The organism is Ensifer sp. ENS02, assembly GCF_014851885.1.
Classification (GTDB): Bacteria; Pseudomonadota; Alphaproteobacteria; order Rhizobiales; family Rhizobiaceae; genus Ensifer; species Ensifer adhaerens.
Window position 1 is genome coordinate 144311 of the sequence record NZ_JACVAO010000006.1, and the last position, 20486, is coordinate 164796.

A 20486-nucleotide genomic window follows, 5' to 3' on the forward strand; every position below is an offset into this window, starting at 1 on the left:
AGCGTTGCGGTCTCCGTGCGTTTCCGCCCCCAACCCTTGAGAGGCCGCGCGCCCCAATGAGAACGGCGACAATCGCCAGCCCTGCACGGGGACGTGCACCCAAGGGGAGGGACATGTCATGTTTTATCAGCTAGCCGCTGCTGCGGGGTTCATGCTGGCCGGGGTGCTCGGCTGCGCTGCCTATTTCTGGGGAACCAGCCTTGTTCTCGACCTGATCTTCCCGTCCAAGGGAAAATCAGGTGTGGTCGCCTCGCGAAACCTGCGCATCACCAATGCCATCCGCCCGTGGCTGTTCCTCGCACCCGCGCTCTTTGCTCTGGCGACCTACCTCATCTACCCGGTGATCATGTCGCTCTGGTACAGTTTCCACGACCGCGCGGGTCAGAATTTCGTCGGCGTCAGCAACTATGCCTGGATGGTCAACGACGGCGAATTCCGCCAGTCGATTTACAACAACTTCCTCTGGCTGCTCGTCGTCCCGGCGCTCTCGACCTTCTTCGGTCTCGTCATCGCGGCGCTCACCGACCGGATCTGGTGGGGCAATATCGCCAAGACCCTGATCTTCATGCCGATGGCGATCTCGTTTGTCGGTGCCGCGGTCATCTGGAAGTTCATCTATGATTTCCGCCCCGAGGGTGCAGAACAGATCGGCCTGCTGAATGCCATCGTCGTTGCTTTCGGCGGCGCCCCGCAGGCCTGGATCACGCTGCCCTTCTGGAACAACTTCTTCCTGATGGCGATCCTCGTCTGGATCCAGACGGGTTTTGCCATGGTCATCCTGTCGGCAGCCCTTCGCGGCATTCCGGAGGAAACGATCGAGGCCGCCGTCATCGACGGCGCCAATGGCTGGCAGATCTTCTTCAAGATCATGGTACCGCAGATCTGGGGCACGATCGCCGTCGTCTGGACGACCATCACCATCCTGGTGCTGAAGGTCTTCGATATCGTGCTCGCGATGACCAATGGCCAGTGGCAGAGCCAGGTGCTCGCCAACCTCATGTTCGACTGGATGTTCCGCGGTGGCGGCGACTTCGGCCGCGGGGCTGCGATCGCCGTCGTCATCATGATCCTCGTCATTCCGATCATGGTCTGGAACATCCGCAATGCGGCCAAGGAAATGAAGGGGCACTGAGATGAATCCAGCGACACGTTCTCCCCTCATGTGGGTCGTCCACCTCTCGGTCTTTCTGATCGTCGCACTGTGGACGCTGCCGACCGCAGGCCTTCTGATCTCGTCGCTGCGCGACAAGGACCAGCTCGCCGTTTCCGGCTGGTGGACTTCCCTTTCGACTTCGTCGCAGAACACCGTCGTGAGAGCGCCCGGCCCCGAAAGCCAGGTGGAGCGCGACGGCAAGTTCGTGATCTCCGGCAATCTGCTCGAAGGTCAGCCGGGCCAGATCTCCGCCTTCGGCTTCAACAGCCGTGAGCCGACTGCGTTCAAGGCCGGCGAAACCGCCGAGCTCAACGACGGCGAGAAACTGACCGTTCAGGCCGACGGCAACTTCGAGATCGTTTCCGACAAGAAGATGGAAGGATCGCGCGGCCAGCGCGTCTTCGTCACCGCATCATCGCCGCCGCGCTTTACCTTCGACAACTATGTCGAAGTCCTGAGCGCCGAAGGCATCGGCCGCTCCTTCATCAATTCGCTGACGGTCGCCGTGCCAGCGACCATCATCCCGATCATGATCGCCGCCTTCGCGGCCTATGCGCTTGCCTGGATGCCGTTTCCGGGCCGTGCGATCCTGATCGCCGTGGTCGTCGGCCTCCTCGTCGTGCCGCTGCAGATGTCGCTGATCCCGCTCTTGAAGCTCTATAACGGCGTCGGCGCCTTCTTTGGCGTGCCGGCCAAGACCTATGTCGGCATTTGGCTCGCCCATACCGGTTTCGGCCTGCCGCTGGCGATCTATCTGCTTCGCAACTACATGGCCGGCCTGCCGCGCGAAATCATGGAATCCGCCCGCGTCGATGGCGCCAGCGATTTCGATATCTTCGTCAAGATCATCCTGCCTCTGTCCTTCCCGGCGCTCGCTTCCTTCGCGATCTTCCAGTTCCTGTGGACCTGGAACGACCTGCTGGTCGCCATCGTGTTCCTGGGCGCGGGGCCCGACGAACTGGTCCTGACCGGCCGGCTCGTCAACTTGCTCGGTTCACGCGGCGGCAACTGGGAGATCCTGACGGCCTCCGCCTTCATTACCATCATCGTTCCGCTGATCGTCTTCTTCAGCCTGCAGCGCTATCTCGTGCGCGGCCTGCTGGCGGGCTCGGTCAAGGGCGGCTGACATCTGAGGACTTTCGACGACAATGAGCATGACCGAAATGAGCACTTCCACTTTGCAGGCCGATCGGGATTGGTGGCGCGGCGCGGTGATCTACCAGATCTATCCGCGCTCCTACCAGGACTCCAACGGCGACGGCATCGGTGACCTCAAGGGCATCGTTACCCGCTTGCCGCATATTGCCGCCCTCGGTGCCGACGCAATCTGGATTTCGCCGTTCTTCACCTCGCCGATGAAGGACTTCGGTTATGACGTCTCCAACTATAGCGATGTCGACCCGATCTTCGGCAGCCTTGCCGACTTCGACGCGGTCATAGCCGAGGCGCACCGCCTTGGCATCCGGGTGATGATCGACCTTGTTCTCTCGCACACGTCGGACCAGCATCCCTGGTTCGTCGAAAGTCGGTCGAGCCGGACGAACGCGAAGGCTGATTGGTACGTCTGGGCTGATTCCAGGCCGGACGGCACCCCGCCCAATAACTGGCTGTCGATCTTCGGCGGCTCGGCCTGGGCGTGGGATCCGACGCGCCTGCAATATTACATGCACAACTTCCTGACCTCGCAGCCGGACCTCAACCTGCACAATCCGGAAGTGCAGGATGCACTGCTGGCCGTCGAGCGTTTCTGGCTGGAGCGCGGCGTCGACGGCTTCCGCCTCGACACCATCAACTTCTATTTCCACGACAAGCAGCTGCGCGACAATCCGGCGCTGGCGCCGGAGCGCCGTAACGCCCAGACCGCACCGGCGGTCAACCCCTACAACTATCAGGAACATCTCTACGACAAGAACCAGCCGGAGAACCTCGAGTTCCTGAAGCGCTTCCGCGCCGTTATGGACGAGTTCCCGGCGATCGCTGCGGTCGGCGAAGTCGGCGACAGCCAGCGCGGTCTGGAGATCGCCGGCGAATATACCTCCGGCGGCGACAAGATGCAGATGTGCTACGCCTTCGAATTCTTGGCGCCGGATCCGCTGACACCGGCGACGGTCGCCGAGGTTCTCCGAAACTTCCAGAAGGCGGCGCCAGAAGGTTGGGCCTGCTGGGCCTTCTCGAACCATGACGTCGTGCGCCATGTCAGCCGCTGGGGAGCGGGCGTTGCCGATCGCGACGCTCATGCGAAACTGCTTGCGAGCCTTCTGATGTCGCTGCGCGGCTCGGTCTGCATCTATCAGGGCGAGGAACTGGCGCTGTCGGAAGCCGAGCTTGCCTATGAAGACCTGAAGGATCCCTATGGCATCCAGTTCTGGCCGGATTTCAAGGGTCGCGACGGTTGCCGCACACCGATGGTCTGGGACGGTGCCACGGTCAATGGCGGCTTCGGCAGCGCAAAACCCTGGCTGCCGGTGCCGGCGGAACACCTCAAGCGCGCCGTGTCGGCGCAGCAGGGCGATCCGGCCTCGGTACTCGAGCACTACCGTCGCTTCCTGCATTTCCGCAAGGCGTATCCGGCGTTTGCCAAGGGCGAGATCGAGTTCCTGAGCACGGACGGCTCGGTGCTTGCTTTCGTGCGCAGCCACGGCAACGAGAAGCTTTTCTGCCTGTTCAACATGAGCGGCGTGCCGGCTGCGGCCACGCTGCCGAACGAGCCGGTGGCTGCATTGGAAGGGCACGGCTTCGTGTCCGAGGTCAAGAACGGAACGGTGCATCTGCCGGCCTGGGGCGCCTACTTCGCGCGGCTGGTGTGAAGGCAGATGACAACAGAGATAGACGGGAAGAACCGAAGAGGAGGGTGCAATGACGGGTCTGCTGCTTAAAGATATCCGCAAGTCCTACGGCGCGGTCGATGTCATTCACGGCATCAATCTCGACATCAAGCAGGGCGAGTTCATCGTTTTCGTCGGCCCGTCCGGCTGTGGAAAGTCGACGCTTCTGCGCATGATCGCCGGTCTCGAGGAGATCACTGGCGGCGACATGTTCATCGACGGCGAGCGCGTCAACACCGTGCCCCCGTCGAAGCGCGGCATCGCCATGGTGTTCCAGTCCTATGCGCTCTATCCGCACATGACCGTCTACGACAACATGGCTTTCGGCATGCGGATCGCCAAGGAAAGCAAGGAAGAGATCGACCGTCGCGTGCGCAACGCCGCCGATATCCTGCAGCTGACCAAGTATCTCGACCGTCTGCCGAAGGCGCTCTCCGGCGGGCAGAGACAGCGCGTCGCCATCGGCCGCGCCATCTGCCGTGACCCCAAGGTCTTCCTGTTCGACGAGCCGCTCTCGAACCTCGACGCGGCCCTTCGTGTCGCCACCCGCATCGAGATCGCCAAGCTCAGCGAACAGATGGCGGGCACGACGATGATCTACGTCACCCACGACCAGGTGGAGGCAATGACGCTCGCCGACCGCATCGTCGTGCTGTCGCAGGGGCACATCGAGCAGGTAGGCCCGCCGCTCGAACTCTATGAGCGTCCGGCCAATCTGTTCGTCGCGCGCTTCATCGGCTCGCCGGCGATGAACATCATCCCTTCGACGATCACGGCGACCGGCGCGCAGACGACGGTGAAGCTGACCGGCGGCAAGAGCGTGACGCTCGATATCCCGACCGACTCCTCGCAGAACGGCAAGATTGCGAGTTTCGGCGTTCGCCCGGAAGACCTGCAGGTCTCGACAGGCGACGACTTCCTGTTCGAAGGCACGATCTCGATCGTCGAGGCGCTCGGCGAAGTGACCCTGCTCTATATCGAGGGTCTCGTCGACAAGGAGCCGATCATCGCCAAGATCCCCGGCATCCTGCCGGTTCACCGCGGCGACAAGGTGCGCTTCACGGCCGACAAGGCCAAGCTACACCTCTTCAACGACGAGGGCCGCAGCTACCGCGTCTGAAGCAATTGCAGGAAAAGTGCGAAGCGGTTTTCCGTCCGGAGTTGCGGCCTACTTCCAAGGAAACGTGCGAAGCGGCTTTGCGTTGAGGATTGCGTAACCAAGATTCCTGGTCACGAACTTGCTCCGCCCGGTTTTTGCCGGGCGGTTTTTCATCCGGTCGTCGGACCAACCGTCTGTTAAATCTCTGCCGCTAGTCTGTATCAAAAGGGGATATGGAAAGGCATTTCGATGAACGGCGCGGCACCTGTCTTGCAGCACTTCCTGAACAAGGAAGAGTCCTTCATGTACGATCGGGAGACCAGCTTCCCGATGGAGGACACGCGAAACGAGGCGCGCATCGAATACACTGAGAAGGGCATGACGCAACTGAGCTCTCGTCGCTGCGAAATCATCAAGCTTTCGAAAAGCGGCGCGCTGATCAGCATCCTCACGCAGTACCAGCTGCCACAGAATTTCTACCTGGATATCCCGAGCGCACGCATCCAGATGGTCGGCTGCCTGTTGAAGCGGGTGCATGCCAACAACGTCATCGAGGCGCGCTTCCTGCGCATGCTGACGGACCGCGACCTCAATCGTATCTTCGTCTACAGCAGCCATCCGAACCACCGCAACCGGACGCTCGACATCTACCGCTGAGTGCCATGCTGGGCTTGACGGCTCCACGGCGCTCAATGGATGGTTGTAGTCTCAATCAACGGATTCGGACCTGAACCATGCAGCGACCCTATCGGCTTTCGTGCCATTGCGGCGATATCGCCGTCGAAGTCGACGAAGAGCTTGGTGGGCTCGTCGACTGCAACTGCTCCACCTGCCGGCGCTCCGGCTTCCTGCATTGGAAGGTGGATGCCGCAAAGGTAAAGCTCTTGACCGAAAAGCGCCGCCTGTCGAGCTACATCTGGCGCGGCCTCAACGAGGGGCACCATTTCTGCCCGACCTGTTCGACTCCGATCATGCGCAGCGGCTATCCGGATAACAAGATCTCGATCAATGCGCGCTGCATCGAGGGGGTCGATGTCTTCACGCTGGAAATCGAGCGCTATGACGGGCGCAACGACATGTTCCCCGGGCCACTGCCCTGAGCTTTTCACGATCGTTTGAAGACCAAGCGCCGCCCCAATGGGAGCGGCGCTTTTCTATGTCAGTGGAAGAGAACGCTGGCGCCCTGATCAGCCGCACCCGCGATCGCGCGGAAGGGCGCGAATAGCTCGCGGCCCATGCCGAAGTCGTTGTCCGAAAGATCCGCATGCGCGGGCACACGTGTCTTGAGTGCGATGTCCTCGACCAGCACCTCGATCGTTCCGGCAACAGCGTCGATGCGGACGATATCGCCTTCCTGGATGCGAGCGATCGGGCCGCCGTCCTTGGCCTCCGGCGTCACGTGGATTGCTGCCGGCACCTTGCCGGAGGCGCCGGACATGCGGCCGTCCGTCAGGATGGCGACGCGCTGGCCGCGGTCCTGCAGAATGCCGAGCACGGTCGTCAGCTTGTGCAGTTCCGGCATGCCGTTCGCCTTCGGACCCTGGAAGCGCACGACGGCGACGAAGTCGCCCTCGAGCTTGCCGGCCTTGAAGGCGGCATTGAGCTCGGCCTGGTCGTGGAAGATCTTGGCAGGCGCCTCGATGATGTGACGGTCCGGCTTGACGGCAGAGATCTTGATGACGGCCTTGCCGAGATTGCCGGTCAGCATTTTCAGGCCGCCCGAATGCTGGAACGGCTGATCGATGGTCGCAAGCACCTTCGGGTCAGCGCTTTCCTTCGGCGTCGGCACGCGTTCGACATTGCCGTCGGCGCCAAGCCGGACGTCGATCTTGTAGGCGTCGAGTCCCTGGCCGACGACGGTGCGCACGTCGTCGTGCAGCAGGCCGGCGCGAAGCAGCTGGCTGATCAGGAAGCCCATGCCGCCGGCGGCGTGGAAGTGGTTCACGTCGGCGAGCCCGTTCGGATAGACGCGGGCCAGCAGCGGAACGATGTCCGAGAGCTCTGAAATGTCCTGCCAGGTGAGCACGATGCCGGCAGCCCGCGCCATGGCGACGAGGTGCATCGTGTGGTTGGTCGAGCCGCCGGTCGCATGCAGGCCGACAACGCCGTTGACGATCGAGCGCTCGTCGATCATTTCGCCCGCCGGGGTGAACTCGTTGCCCATGGCGGTGATCGCCAGCGCCCGCTTGGCGGCTTCCTTGGTCAGCGCGTCGCGCAGCGGCGTGCCCGGATTGATGAAGGAGGCGCCGGGCAGGTGGAAGCCCATGATCTCCATCAGCATCTGGTTGGAGTTGGCGGTGCCGTAGAAGGTGCAGGTTCCCGGTCCGTGGTAGGACTTGGATTCCGCCTCGAGCAGTTCGTCGCGGCCGACCTTGCCTTCGGCGAACAACTGGCGCACCCGCGCCTTCTCGTCGTTCGGCAGGCCCGAGGTCATCGGTCCGGCGGGCACGAAGATCGCCGGCAGGTGGCCGAAGGTGAGCGCTGCGATCACGAGGCCCGGCACGATCTTGTCGCAGACGCCGAGATAGACGGTGGAATCAAACATGTTGTGCGACAGGCCGACGCCGGCCGCCATGGCGATCAGGTCGCGGGAAAACAGCGAGAGCTCCATGCCCGGCTGCCCCTGCGTTACGCCGTCGCACATGGCCGGCACGCCACCGGCGACCTGGGCGACGCCACCTGCCTCGCTTGCCGCCTGGCGGATCAGCGCCGGATAGGTCTCGAACGGCTGATGCGCCGAAAGCATGTCATTGTAGGAGGTGATGATGCCGAGATTGGCCACGCGGTCGCCCGCAAGCGCCACCTTCTCGGCGGGGGAACAGACCGCAAATCCATGCGCGAGGTTGCCGCAGCCGAGCACGCTGCGATGCGGACCGCTCGATGCCGCCCGGCGGACGCGATCGAGATAGGGCTCGCGGTGGGGTTTCGAGCGCTCGACGATGCGAGCCGTGATCGAGGCAATGCGGGAATCGGCGGACATGACAAATCCTGTTCCGGAGTCTTCAGACTCCTCATCTTCATCCAGTCATCGTCCGGAGCGCGGCGAGCTTGGGAGAGCGCAAGCCGCGTCCCGGCGTTTCTCAGAAACACCTGTCCATTCCGACGGGAGCGCGCCACCGGCTGAACGTGTCTCCAAAGTTCCTATCGGGCCGGTTCGGCCCAACATCATTCCGATCTACGGCGCCCAGTAAATCTGCACCGGCGACGCGGCGCGGCGCAGCATCGCGCGGATCGGCATGTCCTTTTCGTCGCCGGCATCTTCAGCCTTGGCGAGAACCGCCTTCTTGCCCTCGCCTTCGATATGCAGCACCAGAAGCCGCGCATCCTGAAGGCTGGCAAAAGTAAAGGTCAGCCGGGTTTCGCCTGCACCCTCGGCTTCCATCGTGATCACGCCGCGCGGCGTTGCCGGATCGATGGCGCGCGCGAGCTGCGATCCGCCCGGGAAGAACGATGCGGTGTGCCCATCCGTTCCCATGCCGAGGATCGCCACGTCGAACGGTGCACCGATCTTCGCCGTTTCCCGGCTTGCGAGATCAGCCGCGGCCTCCGCTGTCGGGGCCGCCTGGTAGAGCGGCAGGAAAGTTGCTGCAGCGGCCTTGTCCTGAAGCAGGTTGGCCGCCACGAGGCCGTGGTTGGAGCGGTCGCTTTCCGGCGGCACGAAGCGTTCGTCGACCAGCGTCACCGTCACCTTGTCCCAGGCGATGTCCTTCTTCGAAAGCGCCTGGAAGAATGCCTTGGGCGTGGAGCCGCCGGAGACGGCGATGCTTGCGGAGCCGCGTGCGGCGACACCGGCAGCAAGAGCGCTGCTGACCGCATCGGCAAGGCCTTGCGCCAGTGCTGCGCCGTTTTCGAATGTATGAAGCTTAGACGTCATCGGCGCACCTATATCGCGTCGTTCCAGGTCCGGCCGTCACGCTCGATCAGCGCAATTGACTGGCTCGGACCCCAGGTGCCGGCGGTGTAGCCCTGAACCTGCTGCCCGGTTTCTTCCCAGGCCTTCAGGATCGGATCGACCCACTTCCATGCGGCCTCGACCTCGTCGCGGCGCACGAACAGCGTCTGGTTGTTGCGGATGACGTCGAAGAGCAGCCGCTCATAGGCGTCCGCATTGCGCACGGCGAAGGCTTCGGCAAAGCTCATGTCCAGCGAGACGCTGCGCAGGCGCATGCCGCCCGGGCCCGGGTCCTTGATCATCAGCGACTGCTTCACGCCTTCGTTCGGCTGTAGGCGGATGACCAGTTGGTTGGCCGAAATGCGGCCGGCATTGTTGTCGAAGATCGAATGCGGGATCTGCTTGAAGGTGATGACGATTTCCGACATGCGGCCGGCAAGGCGCTTGCCGGTGCGGATGTAGAAAGGCACGCCGGCCCAGCGCCAGTTGCTGACTTCCGCCTTGATCGCCACAAAGGTCTCGGTGTTCGAAACGCCGCCTTCGAGTTCTTCGAGGTAGCCCTTGACCGGGCCGCCGGCCGAAGCGCCGGCGCGGTACTGGCCGCGCACCGTCACCTGCTCGACATTCGACGAGGTGATCGGCTTCAGCGCGCGCAGAACCTTCAGCTTCTCGTCGCGCACCGCTTCGGCGTCCATCGAGGTCGGCGCTTCCATGGCGACGAAGCAGACGAGCTGCAGGATGTGGTTCTGCACCATGTCGCGCAGCGCGCCGGCCTTGTCGTAGTAGCCGGCACGATTTTCAAGCCCGACGGCTTCCGACACGGTGATCTGCACGTGGTCGATATGGGCCGAGTTCCACAGCGGCTCGTAGAGCGCGTTGGCAAAGCGCAGCGCCATCAGGTTCTGCACCGTCTCCTTGCCGAGATAGTGGTCGATGCGGAAGATCTGCTCTTCGCGGAAAACCTTGCCGATCGTGTCGTTGAGTTCGGTCGCAGAGGCGAGGTCGCGGCCGATCGGCTTTTCGACGACGATGCGGGTGTTCTTGGTGATCAGCTTGTGATCGCGGATGCGCTCGGAGATGTCGCCGAAGATCGCAGGGCCGACGGCGAGATAGAAGGCGCGGATGCGCTCCTTGCCCTCTTCGAGGATCTTCTTCAGCGAGTCCCAACCCTGGTCGGACTTGGCGTCGACGGAGACGTAGAACAGGCGTGCAGCGAACTTCGCGACTTCCTCTTCCTTGTACTCTTCCGCCTTCAGATGTTCCTTCAGAGCATCGACGGCGAACTTGCGATAGTCCTCATGGCTGAGTGCCGCGCGCGAGGCGCCGATGATGCGCGTCGGCTCGGTGATCTGGCCTTCCAACTGGCGGTGATAGAGCGCCGGCAACAGCTTGCGCTCCGCAAGATCGCCGGTGCCCCCGAACACCACATAGTCAAATGGTTCGACGGGGATGATCTGGCTGCTCATGGGATATCTCGATCTGTTCAGGTCAGGGGCACATATAATCTAATCGATTTAAAGGCGCTAGAGTGCGGCGCAATAAAATGCCGCCGCAAGCGTTTTTCAAAACCTGTCGCGTAATGCGTACCAGCTAAGCGCGAAGAAGAGAAGGGCGGAGCGGAACCGGGTTCCGCCCGGAAAAGCCGGGATTTTCAGAGCCTTCAAGAGGTCGAGCTCGGTGTCCTTGCCGAGCGCCAGGTCCGCATAGAGCTTGCCGCAATAGTTGGAGAGCATCACACCGTGGCCGGAATAGCCGCCGATCGAGGTGACGCCCGGCATGACCTCGCGACAAAAGGGGGTGCGCGGCATGGTGATACCGACGGAGCCGCCCCAGGCGTGGGTGATCTCGACATTGGCGAGCTGCGGGTAGATCTCGCTGATCTGCCGGCGGATATGGGTGGAGATGTCGCGCGGATTATCGGCCGTATAGGCTTCGCGGCCGCCGAACAGAAGCCGCCCATCCCGCGACTTCCGGAAGTAGCGCACGACGAAGCGCGAATCGTCGACCGATTCGCCGCCGGGAATGACATCAGGGTGGTCCGAAAGCACCGTCGTCGCGCCGATGAAGGAACGGATCGGCATGACGTGGCTGGCGCTCACCGGCTCCAGGTTGCCGACATAGGCATTGCAGGCGACGAGAACGCGGTCGGCGGTGATGGTGCCGCGGTCGGTGGCAATGACGATCGCGCCACCCTGGCGGTCGATTTTCAGGGCCTTGGTCTGCTCGAAAAGGTTGGCGCCGGCAAGCGCTGCCTGTTTCGCAAGGCCGACCAGCAGCTTCATCGGGTGGATATGGCCGGTGCCGGCATCGCGAATGCCGAAGTGGTAGTGGTTCGATCCGAGCCGGCTTGCTGTTTCCTCGCGCTCCATGAAAGTCAGATGCGGATAGCCGAAGCGCGCCGCCATCGCTTCGGCATGGTCGCGATAGTCTTTTTCGAGGCTTTGCTTGTGCCCGACCGAGAGCTGGCCTGGCACGAATTCGATGTCGATCCCGTTCCCGTTCGCGAAATCGAGCACGTAACGCTTGGCGTTCTCGGCCATGTCGAACAGTGCCTGCGCCCGTTCATGGCCGAGACTTTCTTCCGTGTCGTCCGCCCAGGCGCGTTGCCCGGTGCCGAACTGGCCGCCGTTGCGGCCCGAGGCGCCGTCGCCGAAGCGGCAGGCGTCGATCAGGGTGACGTCGACGCCTTGCTTGGCAAGGTTGTAAGCCGCCTGCAATCCCGTATAGCCGCCGCCCACGATCGCGACATTGGCTTTCCGCGATCCCGGCATGGCCGGATACTCCGGTCGATCCGGAACCGTCGCCTCATACCAGGAATAACCGGGCGAGATCGGGCTTTGCCAGGACATGGAGAACCTCTGAGGTCAGACGTTGAGAAGCAGGAATTCGCGTTCCCAGGGACTGATGACCTGCATGAAGGTCTCGAACTCGCCGCGTTTGACGCCGGCATAGATGGCGATGAACTCCGGGCTCAGCACCTCGGCCAGCGACGGTGCCGATTCCAGCAGGGCCACGGCTTCGAGCAGGCCGCGGGGCAGGTCGATCTCGCCCTCGTTGGCCGTGTCCTCGGTCGGCGCCGTCGGTTCGCGCTGTTCGATGATGCCGAGATAACCGCAGGCAAGCGAGGCCGCGAGCGCCAGATAGGGATTGGCATCTGAACTCGGCAGCCGGTTCTCGATACGCCGGGCGACCGGCTCCGACACCGGGATGCGGAAGGCGGTGGTGCGGTTGTCGTAGCCCCAGGCGGTGTTCACCGGCGCCGACATGTCGGGCGTCAGTCGGCGGAAGGAGTTCACATAGGGCGCCATCATCACAAGCGTGCGCGGCACATAGTGCTGCATGCCGCCAATGAAGTGGAAGAATTCCTTCGATGCGGAACCGTCCGGGTTGGAGAACAGGTTGCGGCCGGTGTTGATCTCGACCACCGACTGGTGAATGTGCATCGCCGAGCCCGGCTGGCCCTGCATGGGCTTCGCCATGAAGGTGGCGTAGATGCCGTGTTTCAGCGCCGCCTCGCGGATGGTGCGCTTGAACAGGAACACCTGGTCGGCCAGCTCGATCGGATCGCCATGGCGTAGGTTGATCTCCAGCTGCGCCGGCCCTTCTTCGTGGATCAGCGTATCGATCTCGAGACCCTGCTTCTCCGAGAAGTGGTAGATGTCGTCGATCAGTTCGTCGAATTCGTTGATGCCGGCGATCGAATAGCCCTGGCCGCCGAGAATCGAGCGACCGGAGCGGCCTTTCGGTGGATGCAGGGGATAATCCGGATCGTCATTGGTGGCGACGAGGTAGAATTCGATCTCGGGTGCTACGACCGGCTTCCAGCCTTTCTGCTTGTAGAGATCGACCACGCGCTTCAGCACGTTGCGCGGCGTGTAGCTGATCTGTTCGCCCTGCGAGCCGACGATGTCGCAGATCACCTGCGCCGTCGGGTCGGTCTCCCAGGGCACGACCGAAAGGGTCGAGAGATCGGGCACGAGCTTGATGTCGCTGTCGCGGGAATCGTAGCGGAACTGGCCGGTTTCGTCTGGATATTCGCCCGAGATCGTGTGGCGATAGACGGCGGACGGCAGCGCCAGCGAGGTATTGGAGGTGAACTTCGAGGTCGGCATCATCTTGCCGCGCGGAACGCCGGCAAGATCGGGCGTGATGCATTCGACGTCTTCGATGCCGCGGATCTTGAGCCAGTCCGTGGCTTCCTTCCAGGTCTTTACACCTCGGAGGGAGTGGAGGGCGGGAGGTATTTTCGAAGTTTTGCTGATTTTCGTTGTTTGTTGGGCAGCACTTCTCTTGGAGGGCATAAATCACCGGTTTTGGCTTCGGATAGCGCATCATAACCACAGATTGGCAATTGGCTAGATGGGCTTGATCATTGACTTTCTGCTTTGCCCCCGGAATGGAAGGACAAACGAGCGGAGTGTTTCGTGGCTGAAAAGACAGATGTGGTCATCATTGGCGCCGGTGCCGCCGGCATGATGTGCGCCATCGAGGCGGGCAAGCGCGGCCGCCGCGTGGCCGTGCTCGACCATGCCAAGGCGCCGGGCGAAAAGATCCGCATCTCCGGCGGCGGCCGCTGCAATTTCACGAACATCCATGCGGGACCGAAGAACTTCCTGTCGACCAACCCGCATTTTTGCAAGTCGGCGCTGGCGCGCTACACCCCGCGCGATTTCCTGGCTCTTGTCGAAAAGCATGGCATAGCCTGGCACGAAAAGACCCTCGGCCAACTCTTCTGCGACCATTCGGCGAAAGACATCATCAAGATGCTGCTTTCCGAAATGCGTGACGTGCATGCCGATCTTCGCCTCGAAACGACGATCGAGAGTGTCGAGCGCCATGGTGCCGGTTTTCGCGTGATGACGGGCGAGGGGCCGATCGATGCGCAGTCGCTGGTCGTTGCCAGCGGCGGCAAGTCGATCCCGAAGATGGGGGCGACCGGGCTTGCCTACCGGATCGCCGAGCAGTTCGGTCTCGGGCTCATAGAAACGCGGCCCGGTCTCGTGCCGCTGACGCTCGACCCGGCGCAGCTCGAAGCGATCGGGGAACTGGCCGGCGTTGCCGCAGATGCGGAAGCGCGGTCCGGCAAGACGGCGTTCCGCGAGGCGGTGCTGATCACCCATCGCGGCCTGAGCGGCCCTGCGATCCTGCAGATATCCTCCTATTGGCGCGAAGGGCAGGAGATCGTGCTCAGGCTGATGCCCGACATCGACATTGCCGCGATCCTGAAAGAAATCCGCCGCACCCACGGCAAACAGGCGGTGCAGACGGCGCTCGGCGATATCCTGCCGCGGCGGCTGGCACAGTTTTTCGCCGACGGCGCAAAGCTGACCGGGCGCCAGCTTGCCGACCTCTCGGATAAGGCCATCAATCAGCTTGCTACCTCGATCCAGGCCTGGACCATCAAGCCAGCCGGTTCGGAAGGCTACCGGACGGCCGAAGTTACGCTTGGCGGCGTCGATACCAACGGGCTCGACTCCAAGACGATGCAGGCCAAGGCGGTGCCGGGGCTCTATTTTATCGGTGAGTGCGTCGATGTGACCGGATGGCTCGGCGGCTACAATTTCCAATGGGCCTGGGCATCGGGCTTTGCGGCCGGCCAGGACGCCTGATCTCCCCGCTTTTGGCGGATCGAGCTTCAGTGATTGTTAATGTATCTCGCCGAACCTTTATCCTTGTCGGCACAGCCGGCAGTTGGTGGATCGGATTGTCGCGTAAACGGAAATAACACTGTTTCTAATTTTTTGACTTTCTTCCGCCACGGCATGGCTGCAATATAACTGTGACAGGCAATGTGGGTCATCCGGACCGAACGTTGCCGGTCAATGTGACAAGGACAGGATGCCATGAACCAAATCCGCCGCCGTCCCCGCGCCATCGCGATCGCCCGCACCGATGAAAGCCGTCAGCAGAAGGCCGTGCTCACGCGCCTCGCCTTGATTGCATTCTTTGCCGTTGCTGCCCTCGCAGCCCTCCCGGCTCTTTGGTTCTGAGTTCAGGGGATCGGCCCTGAGCGGCCGTCTCTCGGGCGCATTTGACGCGTCCGCGCACGCCTACGGATTTTCTGTCGCGGGCGGAACGCGCTTATACAAATTTTAATCGTTCAAAACAGATAGTGTGACGATGTGAGTTTCGTCAGGTTCACGTTGCCGAGGAGTGGCGCCGTGGATCCGCAATGATTGCCGACGGACTGGCGGTGTGCGCCGCATGATTTTTCGAAAAACATCAGCCTGTTTGCGCATCGGGTGGCTCTCGATCGTTCGCACATTCACGCCTTGTCGTTGAGTGCGAAGACGTAGTGAGCCGTCGGGGGAGGCGAATGCGAGCTGCGAGCCAAGGTGTTTTCCATGTTCATCGATAGAATTCTTGCCCGCTTCAAGATCCAGACAAAGGTGCTGTTTTTCATCCTGCCCTTCGTCGTCAGCATCTGTGCCGTCGGTATCACCGGCCTCTATGCATCCGGCCTGCTTCAGGGACGCATGGAGATTTCCAACAGCGTGTTGCAGACCTTGAGCGGCTTCAAGGATGTCTATGCGGGCATGAACGCCTTCCTGCATTCGACAACCGAAGAAACACGTGATGCCGTGCAGTCGACGATCTCGGCGCAGAAGGACGTGCTCGCCGATACCGCTGCACAGGTTGCCGGCCAGAACGGCCAGGACGAATTGAAGGCGGCGATCGCGGCGACCAGCGACATCGAGGCCCGCATTGGCGGCCTTTGGACGCTGCACGTTGGCGAGCAGGACTTGCGCACGGCAATGAGCTCGAACCTCGACGCCTTGCTGATCGAGCGCGCCAAGATCAATGAAGAGTCGAACCGCCTGCAATACGCCGTTCGCAAGAGCGAGAACGCCGCCAAGACCATGCTGCGCGAAGCCGAAAAGCTGATGCGCGCAAGCCGCTTCTTCAACGAGTTCGGCACCGAAGTGAGCAAGGCGATCACCGTCGAGGAGAAGCTGAAGGCGGTCAAGGAACGCTTCCCGATGATCGGCCGCACCGAGCGTGACATCTTCCGCCTGCTGCCGAAGGACGAGAAGTCGCTCACCGAGACCATCACCTCGGCTTCGAGCGAGATCGGCTCGATCCTGAAGGCGCCCGCCGGACCGGAAACGCTTGCCGGCATTTCCAAATATGTCGACCGCTTCCGCACTGCGAGCTTCCGCCTGGAAGCGGCTTCCGTCGGCAAGATGCGCGACGCCACGCGGATTTTCGCCGAACTCGACGAACAGATCGTCACGACGGAATCGGTTCTGACCGCTACCCGCAGGCTGTCGTCGTCGATCACCGATATCCAGATTTCCGCCGCCACCTTCATGGGGCAGACGAACGAGGGCAATCGCCAGAAGCTGCTCGACAAGTCGCTCGCCGTTCAGCAGAACATGGCGACGCTTCGCGGTGTCGCAAGCGACGGCGCATCCTTCGACAAGATCGCCGACACGCTGATGCCGATCCTGACCGCGATGAAGAAAGATGCCGCAGCGCTTGTCGAAATCACGGTCAAGCGCACCGCGGACTTCGACGCCGCCGGACAATCGATCAACCAGATCTGGACCGATCTCACCGAATTTGCCGAACAGCAGAAGGTTGCCGCCGGGACCGAGCGCAACGAGGCGAACCAGATCTCGGTTGCCGCCACCGTTGCCGGCGTCGTCATCGCGCTTCTGGCCGGCATCGCGCTGACGCTGACGCTGAAGAAGCCGATCGGTCAGATCACCGCGGCGATGCGTCGTCTCGCCGATGGCCGCCTCGACACGACGATCGATGGCGACGGTCGCCGCGACGAAATCGGCGACATGGCTCGTGCGCTCGGCGTGTTCAAGGAGAACGCGCTCTCCAAGGTCCGCATCGAAGCGGAAAGCGAGGAGCAGCGCAGCCGCGCCGAAATCGAGCGTAGCCGCAACGACCAGGAAAAGCGCGAGCTCGATCGCCAGATCGATCTCGCCGTCAGCGAGCTTGCCGCTGGCCTCGGCCGCCTGGCCCAGGGCGACCTGTCGCGCCAGATCGACGTGCCGTTCCATGGTCGCCTCGAACAGCTTCGCCAGGACTTCAACGGTTCGCTGATCCGCCTGCAGGACACGCTCGCCCAGATCCGCGCCAATGCGCAGGCGATCCAGGAGAGCGGCTCCAGCATGCACCATGCGGCAGACTCGCTGTCGAAGCGCACGGAGGCCCAGGCCGCCTCCCTCGAAGAGACGGCGGCCGCCGTCGACCAGATCACCGTCACCGTCCGTTCCTCGGCCGAGCGTGCCGGCGAAGCCAACCATGCGGTGATCCAGACGAAACGCAGCGCCGATAGCTCGGCGACCGTCGTCACCAACGCGATCGCCGCCATGGGACGCATCGAGGAGGCCTCGCGCCAGATCGAGCAAATCATCGAAGTGATCGACGACATCGCCTTCCAGACCAACCTCCTGGCGCTGAACGCCGGCATCGAGGCGGCACGGGCGGGTGAAGCCGGAAAGGGCTTTGCCGTCGTCGCCCAGGAAGTGCGTGAACTGGCCCAGCGCTCGGCGGAAGCTGCGCGCGAGATCAAGGGCTTGATCAACAAGTCGACCAACGAGGTCAATGCCGGCTCGCACCTGGTCAAGGAAACCGGCGAAGTGCTGGCCTCGATCAGCGCCCAGATCGTCACGGTCAGCCAGCACGTCGAGATGATCGCGACTGCCAGCCGCGACCAGGCCGTGGCGCTCAACGAGGTCAACGGCTCAGTCAACCAGATGGACCAGATGACGCAGCAGAACGCTTCGATGGTGGAAGAGGCGACGGCGACGAGCCGCGCGCTCTCAAACCAGGCCGACACGCTGATGATGCTGGTCGAGCAGTTCCGGCTGGAGCCGGCGGCGGAAGACTACGACAACTACCGGGCGGCCTGAGGCGTGCGGTAGACGGTTTCGCTGGCGGCAGGCAACGCCGCCAGCCGAAAGTACGGCAACCGGTGCCGTGCGATATAACAAGGGCAGGGGCTAACATTGCACCGCGTGGCCGCAGGGCTTCGCGGTGCTTTTTTTATCGGCGTAGAGGCTGCTCTTGCGTCGCTTGGTGACCGCGGCCGCGAGTGTTGTGAAGGCCCGACGTAGAAGGCCGGGCGGTTTCGGATCGAAATCCTCGTCCCAGCGGCGCGTTTTCAGGGCCATGTCGGCGATGTAGACCATTGCCATCATTTCCATAGTGATGCTCCTTAGTTGATGGGCATCACTTCTTTTATGCAGCAAAACTAGTTTTACATACATCGGATATCGCTCTATGTTTTTCACCGATGAAAGACATGGATTGGGATATCTATCGCTGTTTCATGAGCGTGGCGCGCGCTGGTGGGCTCACCGGAGCGGCGCAGGCGCTCGGCTCCAGCCCGGCGACCGTTGGCCGGCGGATGCTGGAACTCGAGGAGCGCACGGGCCGCGCGCTGTTTCTGCGCAGCCAGACCGGCTACCAGCTTACCGGCGATGGTGAACTGCTGTTCGAGCAGCTTCAGGAAATGGAATCGGCGGCGCGCCGGGTCGAGAGCTGGCGGCAGGAAGGCGAGGGCGTAACGGTCCGCATCACCGTCGGTACCTGGATCGCCTGGCTGCTGGCGGAGAACTTTCCGGCGCTCTGCACCGAAAGGGACGGCTTCAGTCTGGCGATCACGGTCGGCGAAACACGCGCCAGCCTCGCCTATCGCGAGACCGATATCGGCATCCGCGCCTTCGAGCCCGAGGAGGCCTATCTGGCGGCGAGTCCGGTCGGCGACGTCGCCTATGCCGCCTATCGTCAAAAGAACGCGCCGTCGGGCGCGAGCGCGCGTTGGGTGGCCGTCGGCGAGGAGGAGGCGATCTCCGCCTATCTGCGCTGGCCGCACGAGCAGGTGAAAGGGGGCTGGGAGGGGCGGATCGTCGCCACGGTCACACGGCCGCGCTCGCTGCTCGATCTCGCCCGCGCCGGCGCCGGCTGTGCGGTGCTTCCCTGTTTCGTCGGCGATCTCGATCCGATGCTGGAGCGCGCCGGCGAGGAGATCCCGGCGCTCCGGCACCGGCAATGGATCGTCATGAACAATGAGGATCGGCACCGCAAGGAAATACGAACGGTTGTCGACCGCATGACCAGGCTGTTGCGTAGTCACGTGGACATCTTTGCCGGAAAGCGACCGCGCCGCAGCTGAGGCGGAGCAAGGACTGAACCCTGCTGCTGGGAACGCTACCGCCGTGGTCTTTTCTGTATATGGGTCAGCGCATCAGCAGCTTGACGAGTGCCGCCTGCGAGTTGACCCGGGTCTTGGCGTAGATGCTTTTGAGCTGCGTCCGGATCGTCTCATAGCTGACGCCGTTGGCCTGCGACATTTCCTTCAGCGTCAGGCCGGCGGCGATACCGCAGGCGATGCGGATTTCGGCGGGGGTCAGACCATAATTGTCCTTCAGATGGTCGTGCCTGAGATCGCCGAGCAGCGACGTCGCAGGCTCGACCAGAACCGCCACAGTCGGTCCGTCGAGAAGTTCGGTAAAGATGCTGGCGCTTCGCCGCACCAAGGTAATGCGGAAGGCGCCGTGCTCCGCGGTCCTGACGACACGCAGTTGCGGCTGTGCCGGTGCGCCGACCGGCGAGGCCAGAAGCTCGAGCGCCGCATTGGTTTCCGGTTCGTCCATGAACAGGCGGCCGTTGACCGCGACCCGGAACGGTGAGCCGTTCGCCGCCATTCGCTCGGCATTGTGGTTCATCGAGCGGATGCGCAGATTGCCGCCCACATAAATCACGCCGACGCCGATCGTATCGAGCAGGGTCCGGCCCTCATGCTGCTCGGCCATCATCAGGTCGCGCCGCCGCAGGAAGTCGAAGGCGCGCTTCAGGTGAGGCGCGAGAAGCGTGTATTGATCGGCCGCCTGCTGGTTGAGTTCCGCGTTCGTCGACGAGGTGCAGGTCGACACGAGCAGGGTCCGCGTCGGGCTGCGCACGATGGTCACGCCGACGGTGGTCTCGCTGCCGGTCTGGCGCTTCAGCCAGTCATTGTAGAATTCCGATTTCATCAGCTCCGAGCGCGAGACGATATGCTCGCCGGAGAGACCGCGGCCCACCGGCACGAGAACCGATTTCGGTATCCAGGGATTGATCGCCGCGAAGTGATCGTTGAACTGGTCGATGGCATCAGAGGTAAAGCCGGAGACATAGGGCACGCACGACGCTGGCGCTGTGAGGTCATGATAGTGGAGCGCAGAGCATCCATCGGGCATGGTCGTCGTCAGCCGGTCGAGAAAATCCTGCCAGCCGCAATCGCCAAAGGCGGCGCCGTAGATCAGCTCCGTCAGTTCGGCGGTATCTGCAGGCTTCGTCGAGCGATACATGCGTGCCTTTGCCTAAGACAGGTATGCCTAATATAGTCAGGCATCACGGGTTCGATCAACCTGAAATAGCGGTGACAAGCATTCGTTGCGTGCGCTGCCATCCTGACAACGCAGAATAGCCGGCAAAGAGCCGGCTATTCCAATTTCTCCCACTTTCAACCGGTTTCGGTGAAATCAACTTTTGGTTGCTTTCACGCTCGCGGCCACA

General features: G+C 62.5%; 17 protein-coding genes. 10 read left to right on the forward strand and 7 right to left on the reverse strand.

Annotated elements, in window-relative coordinates; all coding sequences use genetic code 11:
* Positions 1-118: 118 nt before the first annotated feature.
* The 6 genes from IB262_RS14425 (at position 119) to IB262_RS14450 (ending at position 6177) form a co-directional block, all read left to right on the forward strand.
* On the forward strand, positions 119-1132 hold the full coding sequence (locus IB262_RS14425; RefSeq protein ID WP_060516515.1) for a sugar ABC transporter permease: 1014 nt from the start codon (positions 119-121) through the stop codon (positions 1130-1132).
* Between the two features lies 1 nt (position 1133).
* Positions 1134-2279 (forward strand): carbohydrate ABC transporter permease, encoded by a 1146-nt coding sequence (locus IB262_RS14430; RefSeq protein ID WP_089044685.1) that lies wholly within the window; start codon positions 1134-1136, stop codon positions 2277-2279.
* Positions 2280-2301: 22 nt separating this feature from the next.
* On the forward strand, positions 2302-3960 hold the full coding sequence (locus IB262_RS14435) for an alpha-glucosidase family protein (RefSeq protein WP_090294952.1): 1659 nt from the start codon (positions 2302-2304) through the stop codon (positions 3958-3960).
* A gap of 49 nt (positions 3961-4009) precedes the next feature.
* Positions 4010-5098: a sn-glycerol-3-phosphate ABC transporter ATP-binding protein UgpC gene (gene ugpC / locus IB262_RS14440; RefSeq protein WP_060516511.1), complete on the forward strand. Its 1089-nt coding sequence runs from the start codon at positions 4010-4012 to the stop codon at positions 5096-5098.
* A gap of 228 nt (positions 5099-5326) precedes the next feature.
* A complete protein-coding gene (locus tag IB262_RS14445) occupies positions 5327-5734 on the forward strand; it encodes a hypothetical protein (RefSeq protein ID WP_034800789.1) in 408 nt (135 codons plus the stop codon).
* 77 nt (positions 5735-5811) lie between these two features.
* Positions 5812-6177: a GFA family protein gene (locus IB262_RS14450; protein WP_090294950.1), complete on the forward strand. Its 366-nt coding sequence runs from the start codon at positions 5812-5814 to the stop codon at positions 6175-6177.
* A gap of 59 nt (positions 6178-6236) precedes the next feature.
* Here the strand turns inward: IB262_RS14450 and edd are convergent, their stop codons facing one another.
* The 5 genes from edd to IB262_RS14475 form a co-directional block, all read right to left on the reverse strand.
* Positions 6237-8057, reverse strand: coding sequence for a phosphogluconate dehydratase (gene edd, locus IB262_RS14455; protein ID WP_034800791.1), 1821 nt, complete (start codon positions 8055-8057; stop codon positions 6237-6239).
* 195 nt (positions 8058-8252) lie between these two features.
* Positions 8253-8951 (reverse strand): 6-phosphogluconolactonase, encoded by a 699-nt coding sequence (gene pgl, locus IB262_RS14460; RefSeq protein WP_090294949.1) that lies wholly within the window; start codon positions 8949-8951, stop codon positions 8253-8255.
* An 8-nt stretch (positions 8952-8959) separates the two neighbouring features.
* Positions 8960-10435, reverse strand: coding sequence for a glucose-6-phosphate dehydrogenase (gene zwf, locus IB262_RS14465; RefSeq protein ID WP_060516507.1), 1476 nt, complete (start codon positions 10433-10435; stop codon positions 8960-8962).
* A 96-nt stretch (positions 10436-10531) separates the two neighbouring features.
* On the reverse strand, positions 10532-11818 hold the full coding sequence (locus IB262_RS14470) for an FAD-binding oxidoreductase (protein WP_090294947.1): 1287 nt from the start codon (positions 11816-11818) through the stop codon (positions 10532-10534).
* 15 nt (positions 11819-11833) lie between these two features.
* Positions 11834-13270, reverse strand: coding sequence for a glutamine synthetase family protein (locus tag IB262_RS14475; protein ID WP_034800800.1), 1437 nt, complete (start codon positions 13268-13270; stop codon positions 11834-11836).
* 123 nt (positions 13271-13393) lie between these two features.
* On the opposite strand from IB262_RS14475, the gene IB262_RS14480 reads away from it, so the two are divergent.
* The 3 genes from IB262_RS14480 (at position 13394) to IB262_RS14490 (ending at position 17839) form a co-directional block, all read left to right on the forward strand.
* Positions 13394-14578 carry an NAD(P)/FAD-dependent oxidoreductase gene (locus IB262_RS14480; RefSeq protein WP_090294945.1) on the forward strand — a complete coding sequence of 395 codons (1185 nt, stop codon included), beginning with the start codon at positions 13394-13396 and terminating at the stop codon, positions 14576-14578.
* A gap of 234 nt (positions 14579-14812) precedes the next feature.
* A complete protein-coding gene (locus IB262_RS14485) occupies positions 14813-14959 on the forward strand; it encodes a hypothetical protein (protein ID WP_089044690.1) in 147 nt (48 codons plus the stop codon).
* Positions 14960-15313: 354 nt separating this feature from the next.
* The gene (locus tag IB262_RS14490; RefSeq protein ID WP_034800805.1) at positions 15314-17839 is read left to right on the forward strand and encodes a methyl-accepting chemotaxis protein; all 2526 of its coding nucleotides are present in this window, start codon (positions 15314-15316) and stop codon (positions 17837-17839) included.
* 90 nt (positions 17840-17929) lie between these two features.
* On the opposite strand, the gene IB262_RS14495 is transcribed toward IB262_RS14490, so the two are convergent.
* On the reverse strand, positions 17930-18133 hold the full coding sequence (locus tag IB262_RS14495) for a hypothetical protein (protein ID WP_090294944.1): 204 nt from the start codon (positions 18131-18133) through the stop codon (positions 17930-17932).
* An 89-nt stretch (positions 18134-18222) separates the two neighbouring features.
* On the opposite strand from IB262_RS14495, the gene IB262_RS14500 reads away from it, so the two are divergent.
* A complete protein-coding gene (locus IB262_RS14500; RefSeq protein WP_060583999.1) occupies positions 18223-19104 on the forward strand; it encodes a LysR family transcriptional regulator in 882 nt (293 codons plus the stop codon).
* 64 nt (positions 19105-19168) lie between these two features.
* On the opposite strand, the gene IB262_RS14505 is transcribed toward IB262_RS14500, so the two are convergent.
* Positions 19169-20278 carry a helix-turn-helix transcriptional regulator gene (locus tag IB262_RS14505; protein WP_060516497.1) on the reverse strand — a complete coding sequence of 370 codons (1110 nt, stop codon included), beginning with the start codon at positions 20276-20278 and terminating at the stop codon, positions 19169-19171.
* Positions 20279-20486: the final 208 nt, after the last annotated feature.